Origin of the sequence: Allorhodopirellula solitaria (assembly GCF_007859855.1) — a bacterium.
In the GTDB taxonomy this organism is placed as follows: Bacteria; Planctomycetota; Planctomycetia; order Pirellulales; family Pirellulaceae; genus Rhodopirellula; species Rhodopirellula solitaria.
The window spans coordinates 709,837-726,105 of record NZ_SJPK01000002.1; the positions used below are offsets into that span (position 1 = coordinate 709,837).

Annotated in this window: 15 protein-coding genes and 1 tRNA gene; 10 read left to right on the forward strand and 6 right to left on the reverse strand. The window is 58.2% G+C overall.

Going from position 1 to position 16,269, the window contains the following annotated elements; genetic code table 11:
- Positions 1-324: 324 nt before the first annotated feature.
- Positions 325-398 (reverse strand) — tRNA-Val (locus CA85_RS05910).
- Between the two features lie 347 nt (positions 399-745).
- Here CA85_RS05910 and infC point away from each other — a divergent pair.
- Positions 746-1,276, forward strand: coding sequence for a translation initiation factor IF-3 (gene infC, locus CA85_RS05915; protein WP_146390460.1), 531 nt, complete (start codon positions 746-748; stop codon positions 1,274-1,276).
- A gap of 41 nt (positions 1,277-1,317) precedes the next feature.
- Entirely contained in the window at positions 1,318-2,502 is a 1,185-nt protein-coding gene (locus CA85_RS05920) for an NAD(P)-binding domain-containing protein (protein WP_246112542.1), read from the forward strand.
- A gap of 17 nt (positions 2,503-2,519) precedes the next feature.
- On the opposite strand, the gene CA85_RS05925 is transcribed toward CA85_RS05920, so the two are convergent.
- On the reverse strand, positions 2,520-3,041 hold the full coding sequence (locus CA85_RS05925; RefSeq protein WP_246112543.1) for a CBS domain-containing protein: 522 nt from the start codon (positions 3,039-3,041) through the stop codon (positions 2,520-2,522).
- Positions 3,042-3,348: 307 nt separating this feature from the next.
- Here CA85_RS05925 and CA85_RS05930 point away from each other — a divergent pair, with 307 nt between their 5' ends.
- From CA85_RS05930 to CA85_RS05950, 5 genes are all read left to right on the forward strand, one after another.
- Entirely contained in the window at positions 3,349-3,828 is a 480-nt protein-coding gene (locus CA85_RS05930; RefSeq protein ID WP_146390348.1) for a hypothetical protein, read from the forward strand.
- Positions 3,829-3,973: 145 nt separating this feature from the next.
- Positions 3,974-4,486 carry a hypothetical protein gene (locus CA85_RS05935; protein ID WP_146390349.1) on the forward strand — a complete coding sequence of 171 codons (513 nt, stop codon included), beginning with the start codon at positions 3,974-3,976 and terminating at the stop codon, positions 4,484-4,486.
- 281 nt (positions 4,487-4,767) lie between these two features.
- Positions 4,768-5,772, forward strand: coding sequence for a DUF4261 domain-containing protein (locus CA85_RS05940; RefSeq protein ID WP_146390350.1), 1,005 nt, complete (start codon positions 4,768-4,770; stop codon positions 5,770-5,772).
- Entirely contained in the window at positions 5,769-6,458 is a 690-nt protein-coding gene (locus CA85_RS05945; protein ID WP_146390351.1) for a DUF2461 domain-containing protein, read from the forward strand. The genes CA85_RS05940 and CA85_RS05945 overlap by 4 nt, the downstream gene beginning before the upstream one ends.
- 47 nt (positions 6,459-6,505) lie before the next feature.
- On the forward strand, positions 6,506-7,510 hold the full coding sequence (locus tag CA85_RS05950; RefSeq protein WP_146390352.1) for an SMP-30/gluconolactonase/LRE family protein: 1,005 nt from the start codon (positions 6,506-6,508) through the stop codon (positions 7,508-7,510).
- A gap of 41 nt (positions 7,511-7,551) precedes the next feature.
- Here CA85_RS05950 and CA85_RS05955 read toward each other — a convergent pair whose 3' ends face one another.
- Both CA85_RS05955 and CA85_RS05960 read right to left on the reverse strand, forming a co-directional pair.
- Positions 7,552-8,793, reverse strand: coding sequence for a Glu/Leu/Phe/Val family dehydrogenase (locus CA85_RS05955; RefSeq protein WP_146390353.1), 1,242 nt, complete (start codon positions 8,791-8,793; stop codon positions 7,552-7,554).
- A 224-nt stretch (positions 8,794-9,017) separates the two neighbouring features.
- Entirely contained in the window at positions 9,018-9,533 is a 516-nt protein-coding gene (locus tag CA85_RS05960; protein WP_146390354.1) for an NUDIX hydrolase, read from the reverse strand.
- A gap of 258 nt (positions 9,534-9,791) precedes the next feature.
- Here CA85_RS05960 and CA85_RS05965 point away from each other — a divergent pair, with 258 nt between their 5' ends.
- From CA85_RS05965 to CA85_RS05975, 3 genes are all read left to right on the forward strand, one after another.
- The gene (locus tag CA85_RS05965) at positions 9,792-10,019 is read left to right on the forward strand and encodes a FeoA family protein (protein WP_146390355.1); all 228 of its coding nucleotides are present in this window, start codon (positions 9,792-9,794) and stop codon (positions 10,017-10,019) included.
- Positions 10,019-12,085 (forward strand): ferrous iron transport protein B, encoded by a 2,067-nt coding sequence (gene feoB, locus CA85_RS05970; RefSeq protein ID WP_146390356.1) that lies wholly within the window; start codon positions 10,019-10,021, stop codon positions 12,083-12,085. The genes CA85_RS05965 and feoB overlap by 1 nt, the downstream gene beginning before the upstream one ends.
- 135 nt (positions 12,086-12,220) lie before the next feature.
- Positions 12,221-12,847 carry a 3-keto-disaccharide hydrolase gene (locus CA85_RS05975; protein ID WP_146390357.1) on the forward strand — a complete coding sequence of 209 codons (627 nt, stop codon included), beginning with the start codon at positions 12,221-12,223 and terminating at the stop codon, positions 12,845-12,847.
- Between the two features lie 195 nt (positions 12,848-13,042).
- On the opposite strand, the gene rarD is transcribed toward CA85_RS05975, so the two are convergent.
- Together rarD and CA85_RS05985 are read right to left on the reverse strand one after the other, a co-directional pair.
- Entirely contained in the window at positions 13,043-14,002 is a 960-nt protein-coding gene (gene rarD, locus CA85_RS05980) for an EamA family transporter RarD (RefSeq protein ID WP_186774765.1), read from the reverse strand.
- Between the two features lie 188 nt (positions 14,003-14,190).
- Positions 14,191-15,507, reverse strand: a complete 1,317-nt coding sequence (locus CA85_RS05985) for a PQQ-binding-like beta-propeller repeat protein (protein WP_146390358.1) — start codon at positions 15,505-15,507, stop codon at positions 14,191-14,193.
- Positions 15,508-16,269: the final 762 nt, after the last annotated feature.

The window sequence follows — 16,269 nt, forward strand, 5'->3', positions numbered from 1 at the left end:
TACCGTTCGGGGGTCTGAGCGGGAGGCGGCTGGGAACCGAACAGGGCATCACGCAACGAGGTCGGCTCACTCGAACGTACAGGTTCCTGTTCGTTAACGTGATATCGCCCAACGCAAAGAGGTTGCCCAATCGCTTGGTTGACGAGGATTTCCCTCTCGGTAAAGCGCCCAATAAACATCCAACACGACATCGGCAGCGTTGTGACGGCCGAGCCGGGAAGATCGACAGTCGTTTGGCGTCGATTCTCTATCGAGTTGGCGGGCCGCAGATCAGAACACGAAAAAACCCCGCAAAACGCTGGGTTTTGCGGGGTTTCTTGGGAGTGGACGATACAGAACTCGAATCTGTGACCTCCACGATGTCAACGTGGCGCTCTAACCAACTGAGCTAATCGTCCGAATTTTGGTTTTTGGCTCTTTGGTAATGGAGCCTGGGATACGTCATCGGCATTGCGATCAATTTGCTTGAATCCGCTGCCTTGGCTGACGGATGCGTAGTTTGCGTTGCGGCGGCGGATCCGTCAAGTGGCCCCTACGAGCTTGAAAACCGTTAAAATCTGCGGATTCAGTGTTGACGTCTACCCCCATTGAGCTGGATACTTTGTATAGTTTGGGGTTGACCTCCCGAATTGAGAACTATCCTTTGAGAGATCAGGGGCCGCCTGGCGGGCTGAACCGCGAGCGGAACCTTCCTCATTTCTTACCTATTGTGCCGGAACGCCCCCGGCCGGAGAAGATTGCTTTAGTGGCATTGGCACGAAGAAACGTCCAACCGGAAACTCGCGATGCGACACGCATCAACCAACAAATTCGCATTACCCCGATCCGTGTGGTCAGTGAGACGGGCGAACAGCTCGGTATCATCCCGACCGAACAGGCGCTCGAACGTGCCCGTGACGCGGGTCTCGACCTCGTCGAGGTCGCTCCTGGCGAGCGGCCGCCGGTTTGCCGGATCATGGATTACGGCAAATTCAAGTACGACAAAAACAAGAAGAAAAATAGCGGAGCCTCGCACACGAAGACCAAAGAAATCCGGTTGCGGCCGAAGACAGGTGACGAGGACATTCGCACCAAGATCCGCCAAGCCGAGAAATTTCTCGAGCACAAAGACAAGGTTCAGGTCAGTGTTCTGTTCCGCGGCCGCGAGATGGCCCACATCGAAGAAGGCCGCAAGGTCATGGAACAGGTCATCGAAATCCTCAGCGAACACGGCAAAGTCGAAACCAAGCCGCAGCAGCACGGTCGACGCATGATCTGCATGATCGCACCGAAGTAGGTGTCGGCGAGTTATTCGGTTCTACGAGAATTGGCTTTCCAGTGAGCAACGTGCTGCCAGCTGTCGTTATCGGGGCAGGTCCGAGCGGAATTGAAACCGCCGTCGAACTGCGCCGACGCGGCATCGATGCCGAAGTCTTTGATGCAGGCCCCCTCGGTCATACGATCTCATGGTGGGCTCCCGGAACTCGCTGGTTCAGCAGCAATGACCGCATCTCGATCGCGGGCGTTCCGCTGCAGACGGTCGATCAAGCCAAGGCGAGCCGCGAGGAGTATCTGAACTACCTCCGCAGCGTTGTGGACCAGTTCGCTGTTCCCGTTCATACCTTTAAGCGGTTGGTGTCGATCACGCCCGCAGCCGAACCGCTCGATGACGCGCCGTCATGTTGGCGTTTAGGGTTCCGCCGCACCTCGGGTGAACCGAGTGCAGCGGAGCAGGCTCGTGGGGGTGTTTCGAGATCCGTCGATACATCGGCCCGATCCCACACGGATTTCTTTCTCGACGCGCGCGCGGTTGTGTTGGCGATCGGGGGCACCGATTTCCCCAATCGGCTCGGGGTCCCTGGAGAGGAACTGCCGCACGTGGACGGCTTCCTACGCGAAATCCACCGCTACCATGGCCGCCGTGTTCTGATCGTCGGTGGACGTAACAGTGCTGTCGAAGCAGCCATCCGGCTGCACCGGGGTGGGGCCAAGGTGAGTCTCTGCTATCACCGAGAGCAACTGCCCAGCGACGGGATTAAGTATTGGCTGCGTCCGGAGATTGAAGGGTTGATTCGCAGCGGCAGCATCGAGGCCTACTTTGGATCTCGGGTTGCTGAAATCTCGTCACGCCATGTGACCATCCGAAGCCAAGGCGAGGGAGATTCCGCAGCGGACACCGAGGTCGAAGCCGACGACGTGTTGACGCTGATCGGTTACCACCAAGACCAGTCTCTCCTCGGCCAGCTCGGGCTCGTCTCGGACGCCCCGTCGGGGGCGCCGCTTTACGACACCGAGACAATGCAAACGAGTCATCGAGGTATCTACGTAGCTGGCACCGCCGTGGGCGGCACGCAGAGCAGCCGATACCAAGTATTCTTGGAAAATTGTCACGAGCACCCGCGCAAGATCGCTGACCACCTCTGTCGCGAGCGAGTCGCGTCCGCCCCAGGGGGCGGGCCCGGCCGAGGGAATACTCGCGATGATGGCTTGAGCAAGCGGATCGCGATGCAGCCAGAGAGTTGAGCGACCGTTCGTCAGTATCAGACCCGTCGTTCGGAGCTGGACAGGATCGCGCTGAAGAACAGCCCTGAGGCGGTGGCTGTTTTCTGAGGGGCGTTCAAATGGCTGCGAACGGCTCGCATGACGTCACGTCGAGAAATCTGGCCGCGCAATCGCCCGTCTTGGTCGACCACGGGGAGGCGGCGGCAGGATTGTGTCAGGAAGGCTTGGGCGATCGATAGCAAGTCCGTTTCTTCGCTGATCGTCGGCGGATCGGCGTCGACGAGCGACTGCACATCGGTGCTGGGCATGCCGTCATAGGCCAAGGAGACGACGAACTTCATGCAGGATTTTTCAGAGAAGACCCCCATGAAGACGCCGTCTTCGTTGACCACGGGGGCTCCTGAAATTCGATTGCGCAGAAGGACGTCGAGAGCCTCGAGCGCATCCATCTTGGGATCGAGCGTGATCAAGTTACGGACCATCATTTCACGCGCCGTCATGCCGGGCATCGAGGAGGGGTCCATGGCGGGGAGGGAGGCGGTGCCGATGGTCTTGGTCATAACTTGTCTCCAAAAGGGAAGTGATTGAAAAGAGCTGTCCCGGGTGAGTACGAGTAGCCTGACGGTTTGATTCGTCTGAGTTCAATCTGATACGTTGTGGGGGGGCCGGTCAAGAAAATTCTTGCGCGTTTTCGCTTCCCCCCGGCACCCTTGACTTGTCGCCGGGAATGTCGGATTTTTCACAATCTACATCTGACCTCGCTTTTTGCGGGAAAATCGGTCACAACATTGACTTCAGAGTAGGCGGAAGCTGAAAGACTGCCGAAGGTGTGAAAATTGTCACGAATCGAATGATTGGAGAGTAAAAATGCTCGGTCAGTGGGTGGAATTTGAATTTGACTGTTTGCCACTGCGCAGTGTCGGCCGCTTGGACGTTCCTTTGGACGCATCGCCGGCTTACGAATCGTTCGTATTGCGAGTCAAGGCGGCCGTTACCAAGCACGGCATGCTCAACTCGTACTACCTGCACCGAGCGGTCTGCCGGTTCCATTTGACCAACGATCCCAACAGTGGTTTGGTGGCGTTCGATGTCGAGGGCGTGGTGCTCACCGGCGAGGACGACCTGAAGACGCGCGGGGTCGACCTGCAGATTGAGCTGAGCAAAGAAACCTGTTCCTGGCTGAACGAAACATCGGTCGAGTTCCTCGCTGAATCGGTCAAGCACGCCGTTGCGGTGGAGTTCGATCGTTACATCCAAGCGGGTGATCTGACAAAAACGAAAGAACGCATCGACGCGATGCAGAGCGAGATCGAGCAGGGCGACGGCTTCCAAGCGATGTATCTATAAGGGGGGCAGTGTGCGGCGATCGGCTGGTGGTTCGATCGCGTCAACTCGTCCTGGATTTCGGCTTTTCCTTCATCATCTCTGCCGATGATTCCGATGATCCAATGATAGCGGCTTGGTTTCTCCATTCACTTTCAAGTGCCCTATCATGAACGCAGGCTCCTCGCTCGATCACTCCGAAGCTCTTTCTTGGCGAGAGCAGGTAGCGTCCTACCTCATCGAGGCTACCGGTATCGCCAACTCGATCGATCTGATCTTAGATGAAACCCGCATGGTCGCGCCGCGTCGTGGCAGTGACGAGATCGATGAATCGACGCAGCAGTTGATCGTCGCGATCTCTGATTTAGAGCGGATGGTTGAAAAACGCAATGGTTTGTTGCGCGCCGCCGATGCGCCTCCGGTGGGGCTGAGTCTCTCGGAAAAATTATTGTCGACGCGCAGGATTGAAGACGCGAGATTGGCCCGGCTCTGCGGCGAAGTTGCCGATCAGATCGCTCTGACTCACGAGCGGGCGATGTCTCTGTTTATCTGCCAGTACCACCTGGCAGGGTCTTCGCACGACATCGGCGCCATCCTCGCTGCGGGATCGAACTCATCGTCGAAGATGGAATCGGATCGGGATTCTGGCCCGAGCGATGACCGCTTGAACAAGGCGGCGTAAGCGGGCTGTCGATTGAATCGACGTTGGCGCCGCTACCCGGCCGCTTGCGCGTCTCGGCTCACGAAATGGACAAACCTCGTGAGCGACGTTTCGATTTTTTAGCTAGCAACCACGCGTACGGTCGATTCTGAGGTCGATGCCGAGGGGCGATGGGTTGCTAGAGCCCGGTTTCTCTCGTTCGGATCAGGCTCTAAACTGCTGGCTTGTTCTTCATCAAGCCCCGCCACGCCCGCTCGCTGTTCTCCAGCGGGCACGTCAAATACCCAATCGAAGGATTTCCAATGGCTAAGGGACTTTTTACCCAAGGCATCGTGGTTCTATTGCGCCAAGGCGTGAGCATCGAGGAAGTTGCTGCCGCTATCGACGACTTTTACCCATCCGCCCCCATTGAGGCGTCCGAGGACTGGACCTTTCTCGGCCCCGCGGTGCTGATGAATATGGATGAGGACGGCAGTGGCAAGGTGGTGGTGGACATCGTCAACCATCCCTGGCCCGATGCGATGGGTGTCTCGGAAGACGGCTCTCCGGCAGGGGATGAAGGATCCCAGGAGCGACAGATTACCGATGCCTGGGGACTCGGCAACTTTGGGCCCCACAACTATCCCGGTTCGTTGCAGCGGGCCACGGAACAGTCCTGGGTATGGGAAGACGGGCGTGAACTCGGTGACCAAGCACAAGCATTTGTCCGCATCCGCAGTTCCTACGTTCTCGGCGAGGAAGACGATGCACCTGTCCTGCCGGAAGGATATGAACCATTTGATGAACTCGCATTGGTGACAGAGATTGCTGCTGCGATCACGGAACTGCCGCAAGCGATCTGCTATTTCAATCCCAATGGGGAGGTGTTGCGGGACCTGAAAACTCTTAACGAGAGTTTCGAGTACGCCGAAGAGAATGACTTCCCTCCTCTGGATCTGTGGTCCAACGTGCGTTTGTTTCGCCTCGAAGCGGACTGGGCGGTAATGGACACGGTGGGCAACGAACAGCTTAATTTGCTCGATGTCGAGGCGTGCTTTCACGCGGAGTCTTATGATTTCGCGGAAGTCGAGAGCTTTCTGCGGTTGGTCACTTGTTTCCTAGAGGAAGCCGAGGAGCCGATCGATGATGGCGATTCGGTCGAGGGCCCTGGAGACAAGGTTTGGAAGGTTTGGCGGGTGGAGGATAGTCTCGCCTCACCCCCTCGCCAGGTATTGCGATGTTTGCCACAGGACGACCTGGCGGTTCCCGAACCCTACCGTGTCCCCGGTCTTGAGGAACCATCGGGTGAGCCGGAAGTCGCTTCGTGACGCAGGCATCGCCCATTGGTCCGGAGCTTTTTGAGTTCTTGGATGACCTGGCGCGGAACAACCAACGTGAGTGGTTTCATGCCAACAAGCCGCGATACGAGCAAGACGTTCGCGAACCCGCCCTGGATTTGATTGAGCAGCTCGCGGTGCCCTTGCGGCGATCGGCGCCGATGTTGAATGCCGTTGCGAAACGCAGCGGTGGGTCCTTGCTGCGGATTCATCGCGACACGCGGTTTTCCAAAGACAAGACGCCCTACAAGACCAATGTCGGCATCTCGATTCGGCATCAGGCTGACAACAATATCCATGCACCCGGCATCTACATTCATTTCTCAGTCGAGGAGTGTTTGGTCGCCGCCGGGTGCTGGCGTCCGCACCGCGAGACGCTGGCGGCGGTCCGGCGAGCCATCGATGCGGATCCACGGGCATGGCATCGGGCGCGGGATGCCAAGCGGTTTCGAGAATCCTTTCAATTCTCGGGCGAATCGCTCAAAACATCTCCACGCGATTACCCGAAAGACCACCCCGAGATCATCGATTTACGACGAATCGATTTCATCGCCGTATCGAAGTTGACTCAGGGCGATGTCACCCGTGCGGATGCTGTCTCGCGTATCATCGGATTGATCCGCGACGCCAAGCCGCTGATGCGGTTTTTGTGTGGGGCCATCGATGTGCCCTATTGAATGTTCCCTCGGTGCCTCCTCTTTCTATGCCTCATCGGGAAATACCCATGAATTCAGTGCCTGACCCACGAATCATTGACGCCGTCGCCCTGTCGACGCCCGAGTCGGAGTCGTTGCGGTTTCTGCCCGAAGGCCCGCTGCCACTGCCGCTGGCGGACTGTGTGTCCTGGGTCGGGATCCAGCACGGCAGCGACTCGCAGCATGGTTCGATCAATCTGTTGAACTTGGCCACCGGCGAGAATCAAACTTTCGATTTGCCCGGTCGCCCCGGTTTCGCTGTCGCGTGTTCGGGTTCGGCGAAAGGCGAGTCGCCGACCCGTTTTGTGGCTGGCGTGGAGCGCGCGCTCGGCATCTTCGATGTTGCCGACCGCTCGTGGACTCCATTCTGCGAGGGCGTCGACGCGGATGTTGACAACACGATCATCAACGACGCAGTCGTCTGGGGCGACAATCTGATTTTCGGTACCAAGGATCTCGACTTTTCGGAAAAGAAGGCGGGACTGTATCTGTATCGTGGTCGTGACCGAGCCTTGATTCGCTTGCGAGACGACCAGGTTTGCAGCAATGGGAAGATGATTCGCGGCGATGGGTCTGGGCAATTGCAATTGATCGATATTGATTCGCCCACCAAGAAAATCGTGCAGTATGATCTCGATATCGAGGCGGGCACGATCGGTGCGGAGCGAGTCTTGGTCGATTTGACCGACGGCTCCGGTGTTCCCGATGGTGCCATTTTGACGCCCGACGGGGCGGGCGTCATTGTTTCGATTTATCAGCCCGATGTGGCTGAATATGGAGAAACGCGTCAATACGATCTCACAACTGGTCGGTTGCAGTGTGTCTGGCGCACGCCAGGGTCACCGCAGAACACCTGCCCTGCATTGGTTGTGGTGGAGGGCCGGGTGCGACTGCTGATCACCACGGCGGTCGAGAACATGCCTGGGGAGAACCGCGCCCAGTGCCCTCAGGCGGGGCAATTGTTTCTCGCTGACACTGATTTCGCTGATCCAGCAGCGATTGCAGCACCGGTGTTTGAATGGGGCGGTGTTTGAATGGGTTCTCGCGACGGTCGGAGCCGTCGGTCGACTTTGCTTTACGCCAAACCGGCCAGTTCGGTGGCTCGGCGGACTCGGGAGATGCCAATCATGTAGGCGGCCGTTCGCAGTGACACGTCGTGTTGGCTGGCCATTTGCCAAACGGACTCGAAGGCATCGTTCATGGTGCGGTCGAGTTCTTGACGGACCCGATCGAGGGACCATCGGTAGTGCTGGCGGTTTTGCACCCACTCAAAATAACTCACTGTCACCCCGCCTGCGTTGGCGAGGATATCGGGTAGCACAGTCACGCCGCGTTCATTGAGGCGTTCGTCGGCAACCGGAAGCGTGGGCCCGTTAGCGGCTTCGACGATGACCTTGGCTGTGATCGCGTCGACGTTTTCTTCGGTGATCACACCACCGAGAGCGGCGGGGATCAGGACATCGACGTGATCGAGTTTCAACAACGCATCGACTGGCAAGTGCTCGGCGTCATCGAACCCTTCGAGCAGGCCTTTGGGGTGAGCCAGTTTGTGCCGCAGGAGCTTGGGGATGTTCAGTCCATCGGAGTTGTAGTAGGTGCCCGTGATATCGGAGACCGCCACGATGGGGAACTGGCCCTCGTGGAGGAATTTGGCTGCATGCGAGCCGACGTTCCCGAAGCCTTGGATCGCGACTCTCGATTGGTCGGGTGACATGCCGAGGCGTTTGACCATCTTTTGGGTCAGCGTGCCGACGCCGCGGCCGGTCGCTTCTTCGCGTCCCCGAGCACCGTATTCCTCGACCGGCTTGCCGGTGATCACGGCCGGATTGAATCCGTGGTACTTTTCCCACTGGTTGCGGAACCAGCTCATGACTTGATAGTCCGTCCCCATATCCGGGGCGGGGATGTCCGTGTCTGGGCCAACAATATCGTGGATTTGGTCCACGAACGCGCGGGTGAGTCTTTCGATTTCATTCTTGGATAGCTGTGCGGGGTTGACCCCGATGCCACCTTTGGCGCCGCCATAGGGCAGATCGACGACAGCGGTTTTCCACGTCATCAGGCAGGCCAGTGCACGTGACTCATCCAAGTCGACTTCCTGGTGATATCGCAGACCACCCTTCATCGGACCGCGGGCGTGATCGTGCTGAACGCGAAAACCGATGTAGTTCGCCAGGTGCCCATCGTCGCGCCGGATCGTCACTTGGACCTGAATCTCACGATTAGGCATCAGCAAGGCTTCCCGCAGTTCGTCGCTGATATCGAGTTGGTCGGCGGCTTGATAGAAAAAGTGGCGCGTCGCTTCGAAAGCTTTCATGTTGGACTTTCCTGAGGAGAGATGAGAGTCAATCCGGCGAGCCCTCGCCCGCGATCTGGTTGTCTTCGACCACACTTACTTAACGATAACCCCATCGGCTTGGCAATGCACCCTCGAGAGGTGCCGAAAGGGGAGCCCAGTGGTACCGCAACCGAGCGGGGCGAGGCAGTAGCTGCTCGTGAATTCACTGGCGCGGCGACGCGGTCAAGGGAGCAGCATGTTTGTTAGGTGTAGCCCAGCAAAAAGTGTTGGAGGCCGACGAGCGTTTTGGAATCACGAATGGAATGGCCCCGAACGAGCTGATCTACTTCTTCGCGTGAGACGAGCCGCGTGAGAATCCGTTCGGTCGGCTCGAGTTGTTGCTCACCGGCGGTTAGATTTCGAGCAACGACCATGTGCATCAATTCGTTGCCGAGGCCGGGGGCGGAGTAGAACTCGCAGGCCACTTCCAAGTCGCCGGCTCGATAACCGGTCTCCTCGACGAGCTCGCGGGCAGCGGTCTGAAGCGGCGTTTCGCCTTGATCGCGAGTCCCGGCGGGCAGTTCGAGCAGCGTTTCACCCACGCCCGTACGCTCATTTTCGATCATCACGATCGTGTCGGGGTCGAGTAGTGGCAGCAAGACGACAGCGCCGGGATGTCGTATGTAGGCGCGGCGATGGGTTTGTCCGTCCCGTGATGGCAGTTCCATCTCAACGACATCGAAGCGGGCGGTCTGCAGCAGGGTGGTGTAGTCAGGCATCGATTGGGCTGGTATCGGGTTGATAGGGCGAGTCGTCGTCCCGCTCGCCGGTGGGGGTGTCAGGGAATTCAAATTTTGATCAATCGCTCTCGATTCGCTGTCAAACCCTCTAGGCTGCAGATTGAAAAACGCCTAAAATGCATTAAACGAGAATCATTCTCAACTAGCGAGCCTTGGCAGCAGGCAGTGTCATCCGGCAGGATAGCAGTCTGAGTCAAAGGTATCGTTCCCGCCTCGATTCCAACCATAGCGCAGCGTATGTTCAGCGAAGTCAGTCTCGAACATTATATCGGCACGAGCGGCGAAATCGCTCGACTGGATCTCCCCGAAGCTTGTGCGATTCGATTGAAAGCACTCGGTTTGTTCGCGGGCCAGCAAGTGCAGTTGTCGCGTAGCGGCAATCCGTTGATCGTCAAAGCGGCGGGCGGCAAGGTCGCTGTGGCGACGGAGATTGCGCGAGGCATTTACATGCGAGTGGCTTCCTGATGAGTACCTCGGTCGAGGCGGCCGAATCGCAGAGCGGTGGTGCGTCGAAGGCTCCCCAGACGGGAGAGTCGGTCGTCGCGATGCTTGGGAATCCGAACGTTGGGAAAACGTCGATTTTCAACCGCTTGACGAATCTGCTCGCAAAAACGTCAAATTTTCCTGGCACGACAATCGATCGCCGGATCGGTCGCGTCGAGATCGCTGCTGGCCAAACGGTAACACTCGTCGATTTGCCGGGGATGTACTCATTCGAGCCCTCGTCGCCGGAAGAGCAGGTCGCCCATGATTTCGTGGCTGGTCAATCGGATCTTGTACCCGACGCGGTATTGTTGATCGTTGACGCAACGAATCTGCAGCGGACGCTCTTTCTCGTGCGTGAAGCGTTGCAGCAAGGTCGGCCAACGATGGTCGCGGTCAACATGATCGAAGCGGCGCGGCGGCGCGGCATTGAGATTGACTTGACCACGCTGAGCCGCAAGCTCGGCTGTCCGGTTGTCGGTGTCTCGGCGCGGACCGGCGAGGGTTTTGATCGGCTGAAATCCCAGTTAGGTGTTTTGCTTTCCGGGCCAGCCTTGCCGATGCTGATCGAGAGCGGCTCTCCGGAGTGCCCTCCGCAACCGGCCGAGAATGTGCTGGCGGTGGTGTCGACCGACGACGAGTCGTCGTGCGGATCCTGCCGTGTATGTCCCTATGCTGACGGGCACCAATGGGCTTCGTCGCTGGCCCGCGAGAGCATCCGTGACGGGAGTGTGGTATCGGACGAAACGGCCGATCGCGTCGATCGCTTCTTGACCCATCGTTGGTTTGGCATGGCCGTGTTCGCGGCCGTGATGGTGGTCGCCTTTTCGCTGGTGTTCTGGATCGCCCAGGTCCCGATGCAGTGGCTCGACGAAGGTTTTGCAGCCTTGGGAGCGGCCGTCAGTGATTGGTTGCCTGAGGGTGATTTTCAGAGTCTGGTTGTCGATGGAATCATCGGTGGCGTCGGTGGCGTGGTGGTGTTCCTGCCCCAGATCTTGATTTTGTTCTTCATGCTGGCGCTGTTGGAGGACTCTGGGTATCTCTCGCGTGCTGTTGTCGTGGTGGATCGTTGGATGCGGCGGGTCGGTCTGCCTGGTCAGGCGTTCGTGCCCTTGCTAGCCGCTCATGCCTGTGCCATTCCCGCGATCATGGCGACGAAGGTGATTGAAAGCCGGCGCGACCGGTTAGCGGCGATCATGGTGATCCCGCTGATGACCTGTTCGGCGCGGTTGCCGGTCTACACGATGTTGGCCGCGATGCTGTTCCCGCAGAACCCGCTGTTTGCCGCTGGGTTGTTTGCGGGAGCCTATGTGCTCGGTATGGTTGCGGCCTTTGTCGTCGCATTCGTCTTGAAGTTGACGCTGTTGCCAGGCCAGCCATCGCCGCTGATCCTGGATTTGCCGCATTACCGGGCTCCATCGATCCGCAATGCGATGCGATATTCCTATGAACGCGGTTGGATGTTTTTGCGAGACGCCGGAACCGTGATTCTGTTGATCTCGATTGGGATTTGGGCTCTGTCGACCTACCCGAAACTCTCCGACGAGCAGTTTGCCGCCGACCTGGAAGCAAAGTCTGTTGCTGCCGAACAGATCAGTGAGCCGGAGATGGAGAATGTGCGAGCGGCTGCTGACCAAGAGCATGCGATCATCGGTCGCTTGGGACACGCTGTTGCCCCGGTCTTTGAGCCGCTCGGGTTTGACTGGAAAACCAGCGTGGGTGTGATGACGAGTTTCGCCGCGCGTGAGGTGGTCGTCTCGACACTCTCGATTCTCTATGGTCTTGGCCCCGAACCGGAAGAAGGCTCGACTCTGCAGGACCGGCTGACGGCAGCAACCTACCCCAACGGCCAGAAGGTCTTCACGCCAGCGACCTGTGTCAGTCTGCTCGTCTTTTTCGTGTTGGCGATGCAGTGTCTGCCGACCCAGGCGGTGACGAAGAAGGAGACAGGGTCCTGGAAATGGGCCGCGTTCCAGTTCGGATACATGACCGTGCTGGCCTACGCTGCCGCGTTCGTCGCCTATCGAACTGTCTTGATGCTTACGTAATCGCGGCCTTTGACTATATTGTCAGGCCTAGCATGCGGGAAATGGACCGCGTCCACTGTTTGGACGTGGCGGGTTTCCCGCTCTCCCGCACCCATCCGGGTGCTGTTCCAGTTTATCCTCCAGGAAATACTCAGTATGACTAGCCTGTTTCGACGTTCGCTCCTCGGTTTCGCTGCGTTCACTCTGCTTTGCGGCGGTAGTGTATCGGCTCAAGAAGGCGGCAAATGGACTTCTCTATTCGATGGGAAATCACTTGATGGCTGGAAGAAAGTCGGTGGCGACGATAGTCACTGGGAAGTCAAAGACGGCGAAATCCGCGGCTCCGGAAATCCGTCGATGTTGGTTTCCACGACGGGGCCCTACCAAGACTTCCGCTACCGAGCCGAGATCAAGATTAACGACAACGGCAATTCAGGATTGTATTTTCATACCACAGCAGAGCCCGGGTTTCTTGACGGGTACGAAGCCCAGGTCAACAGCAGCCACCGTGACCCCATTCGTACTGGGTCACTCTACGGCATGTGCCATATCTATCGTGAGCTCGTGAAGCCGGATACATGGTTCACCTACGAGATCGAAGTCAAAGCGGACAATTGGCGTGGCCGCGATATGATTCGTATTAAGTTCAGCGTCGATGGTGAGGAGTTGTACGAGTACCTCGACTTCGAGCAGACTTTTAAAGAGGGGCACTTTGCGTTTCAACAACACGATCCAGGCAGCAAGGTCAGCATCCGCAAGATCGAAGTCATGCCGCTGAAATAGCAGCCCAGGACCCGGGCGGGGTTCAAACTCGCCCGTCTCTTGTGAGAGAGATTGTGCCGTTTCTGCTTCACCCTCCCAGCTTCGCCGGGCGGGTGAAGTGAATCATCTATTCACAATCACTTCAAAGCGGCCCGACCTCGAGGACGTTGGAGGTGTGGCGGTCGTCCCTCCCGTCCGGTCGAGCCTCCATGGCCGTCAAGACCGTGTGGAGGAAGGCGAAAGCGTCCCCAGGGACCGCGGCCGATGGGTTGCGGCCACAAAGAGGATGAGCGCCAGCCAGACGAACACGAACCCGCACATCCGGGTTCGGTCCAGCGGTTCATTGTACAGCACCGCGCCGACGAGAAACTGCAGCGTGGGACCGACGTACTGCAGGATTCCGATGAGGGAGAGATCGAGCTTGCGAACGGCGTTGGCGAACAACGCCAGCGGTGTGATGGTGATCACGCCAGCAAACAGTAGCATCAGAGTGACTCTGAGCGAGCCAAGTTGGAAGCCGCTAGCGCCCTCACTGACACGCCACCCCAGATAAATCGCCGCTGGGAGAAAGAGCAGGCTGACTTCGATCCAAAGTCCCAGCAGCGGCGGCAGGTGCGTTCGTTTTTTCACCAGTCCGTAGACACCAAACGAACACGCCATCAGCACGGATACCCAGGGCAGGCCACCGGCGCCCACGGCCATGATCCCGACGCCCACTGCCGCGACGCCGACCGCTACCCATTGCCAGCGATCCAGACGCTCGCCCAAGACCATCACACCGAGGAGCACGTTGACCAAAGGGTTGATGTAGTACCCCAACGATGCATCGAGCACACGCCCGTGGTTGACCGCCCAGATGAACGCGGCCCAGTTGGTCGCGATCATAACGGCGGCGACGGCGCAGCCGATCCAGACCCGCGGGTTGCGAAGTTCTCGCATTACCGCTCGGCCCCCACCCCATGTCCCACGGCGGATCAAGAAGGGCAGCACCAGGGCAAACGAGACGAACGACCACACGATCCGGTGAGACACCAATTCGGCGGAGTCGGCGATGTCGATCAGGTGCCAATAGATTGGAAAGAGCCCCCACAAAGTGTGGGCACCGATGGCGCAGACCAGGCCACCCCGGTCAATCGACGGCGAGGTGTTATGGGATAGATCGTGGGGAGAGGACACGGGCGAGCATCGTTTCGGGAATCGTCTGGCAACGATTTGTCATGGATTGCCTCGTCGACGATCCAGTGCGACGCCACTGTTGCGTCCGTTGCGGAAAGGCCGGCCAATTTCACCCACAGCCACGGTGTGGTCAATGAGTCCGGATGCGATGATTCCCGTGATCCTGCCGGCCCTATTCGGATCGCCAGCTAGGGCGATTGAATCTTGAATAGGTATTTTTTGCCGCGGACGAAGATCGCGCCATCGGAAGCTGCTGGGCATGCACTCGTGGCCATCTCAGGCACATCGTTGGTAGCGAGGATTTCAGGCTCCCGCTGGGCTTTGACGACCGTACCGAGTCCACTCTGGTTGAAGAAATAGAGATGATCATCTGCCCGGATGGGTGAGGCGAGGTAGTCGCCGGAGATTCGCTCTTTCCAAAGTTCGTCGCCTGTATCGGCATCGATGCACACCAAGACGCCGTTGTCGGTGACCTGGAAGATCAGGCCATCATGTTCGACCGGCATCGCAAAACGAGGATTCCCCCGTTCTCGTACCCAAACCACGTGGGTGTCCGTGACATCGCCTTGGGTGGATTCGTCCAGCCGAATCGCGACGAGCTCAGCGCCGCGGGAACCCGTATTGATGATGACGATATTCTTTTCCGGTATCCAGAGTGGTCGGATGCCCGCGTTGTAGCTGTCATGCCGGAAGGTCCAGAGCTCTTTGCCGGTCTCAAGGTCATAGCTTTGCATGGCTCGAGCGCCGACGGAGAGGACCTGCGTCTGATCGCCGACCTTGACAATCGCTGGCGTGCAGTAGGCTTTCCGCAGGTCGCCTTCGCGTAGCGGTTTTCCATCATCACCGAGATCATCGTAGTCGGTGCTTCGATCGGTCCGCCAGAGCGTCTCGCCTGTCTCAGCATCGAGCGCTGTGGTGTACTGTTGGTCCACGCCATCGAAAGTGAGCACTAGCTTGTCGTCGTGCAAGACCGGTGAGGAGCCCGGTCCGCGAAAGTGTCGGCAGGGCATATCACGTCGCTGCCAAACCACTTCGGCGGTCTGTGGATCAAGTCTGGCGGTTCCGTAGGTCCCAAAGTGAACATAGACGGCGCCGGGCCCCAGCACACAGCTCGGTGCGGCGTAATTATTGAACCCGACGGCGCCGCCGAGCGGCTCGACCTCTTGGTTTTCGAATACCAGTCGATCGTGAATGATCTCGCCAGTCTGCTCATCGATCGCAATGACGAACTGTCGCGTACCGTCAGGCGTTGCTGTCGTCAGCCAAATCCGGCCATCGGCGATCACGGGTGAGGAGTGGCCTTCATCGTGCAGTGGTGTCTTCCACGCGACGTTCTCCGTGGCGGACCATTGCACAGGGAGGTCTTTGGCATCTGCCTGGGCCACGACGCCGTTCTGGGTCGGACCGTGTCGATCGGGCCACTCTGCCCAGCCGTTTTGCAGAGTAAGTGCGAGCGGCGCCAGGTAGACGAGCAGAGATGTCGTCAAGCAAATCAATCGAGTCATAAAGAGACGCTCGCTGGAAACGGATCGGGGCGGGGGAGTTCAAGGACACATTGTAAGCGTCCGTCGATGGGTTTTCAATTTGATCCTGGGCTGAATCATCCATTGGCCTGCGACACGGTCTGCATCGCTCGATCAGTTAGTGGCGTGTTTTGTGAAAGCTGGTTCTGTCGTGGATGAGGTAGCGAGCCGTCGTTGGCCACAAGTTGTTCTACGCCGAAGGCGTTGAAGAAAATAGGGCTCATCCGACGGCAGCGTGCGGCCGAGGTTTTCAAGGCATGGCTCCCGTATCGAAGGATTTATTTGTGGGATGTGATTATCAATGTTAGCCTGGCACTGCCGGGAGAAACGGAGCCGAGCTCTGCAGAGGTGCTGGCTTGGCAAGGGATATCTCGGTCGCCAGCGTTTCCCTGCAAAAGCGGTACGCCAATGGTGTTGTCGGTCCCTGGCGAGCGTTTGTTCGTCAGGGACACATTTTTGAACGATCATTGGACACGAGAGCCATGCCTGGTATGTCCCCAAGTTAGCCTAAAAAACTACCAGGGGCGCATTCTGAGTGCTTTCATTGAAGGAATTCACTTTCCCTTCAATCAAGGAACTCCGATATGGCAATCGCCACCAAGAAACGTTCGTCAAAATCGTCAAAATCCAATCAGGCCCGTTACATCGGCAAGCCAGCTGGGGTGATTCAGCAGCGAGTCGAGGCGGTCGGTCCCTCTCACTTTGGTGTCGTTTCGGTCGACTGCGCCAAACGCAGATCCAAGT

Coding starts and splice junctions, on each gene's coding strand:
- CA85_RS05925 (WP_246112543.1), bottom strand. CDS start 3,041: ATGACCAAGACCATCGGCACCGCCTCCCTCCCCGCCATGGACCCCTCC.
- CA85_RS05930 (WP_146390348.1), top strand. CDS start 3,349: ATGCTCGGTCAGTGGGTGGAATTTGAATTTGACTGTTTGCCACTGCGC.
- CA85_RS05935 (WP_146390349.1), top strand. CDS start 3,974: ATGAACGCAGGCTCCTCGCTCGATCACTCCGAAGCTCTTTCTTGGCGA.
- CA85_RS05940 (WP_146390350.1), top strand. CDS start 4,768: ATGGCTAAGGGACTTTTTACCCAAGGCATCGTGGTTCTATTGCGCCAA.
- CA85_RS05950 (WP_146390352.1), top strand. CDS start 6,506: ATGAATTCAGTGCCTGACCCACGAATCATTGACGCCGTCGCCCTGTCG.
- CA85_RS05955 (WP_146390353.1), bottom strand. CDS start 8,793: ATGAAAGCTTTCGAAGCGACGCGCCACTTTTTCTATCAAGCCGCCGAC.
- CA85_RS05960 (WP_146390354.1), bottom strand. CDS start 9,533: ATGCCTGACTACACCACCCTGCTGCAGACCGCCCGCTTCGATGTCGTT.
- CA85_RS05965 (WP_146390355.1), top strand. CDS start 9,792: ATGTTCAGCGAAGTCAGTCTCGAACATTATATCGGCACGAGCGGCGAA.
- feoB (WP_146390356.1), top strand. CDS start 10,019: ATGAGTACCTCGGTCGAGGCGGCCGAATCGCAGAGCGGTGGTGCGTCG.
- CA85_RS05975 (WP_146390357.1), top strand. CDS start 12,221: ATGACTAGCCTGTTTCGACGTTCGCTCCTCGGTTTCGCTGCGTTCACT.
- CA85_RS05985 (WP_146390358.1), bottom strand. CDS start 15,507: ATGACTCGATTGATTTGCTTGACGACATCTCTGCTCGTCTACCTGGCG.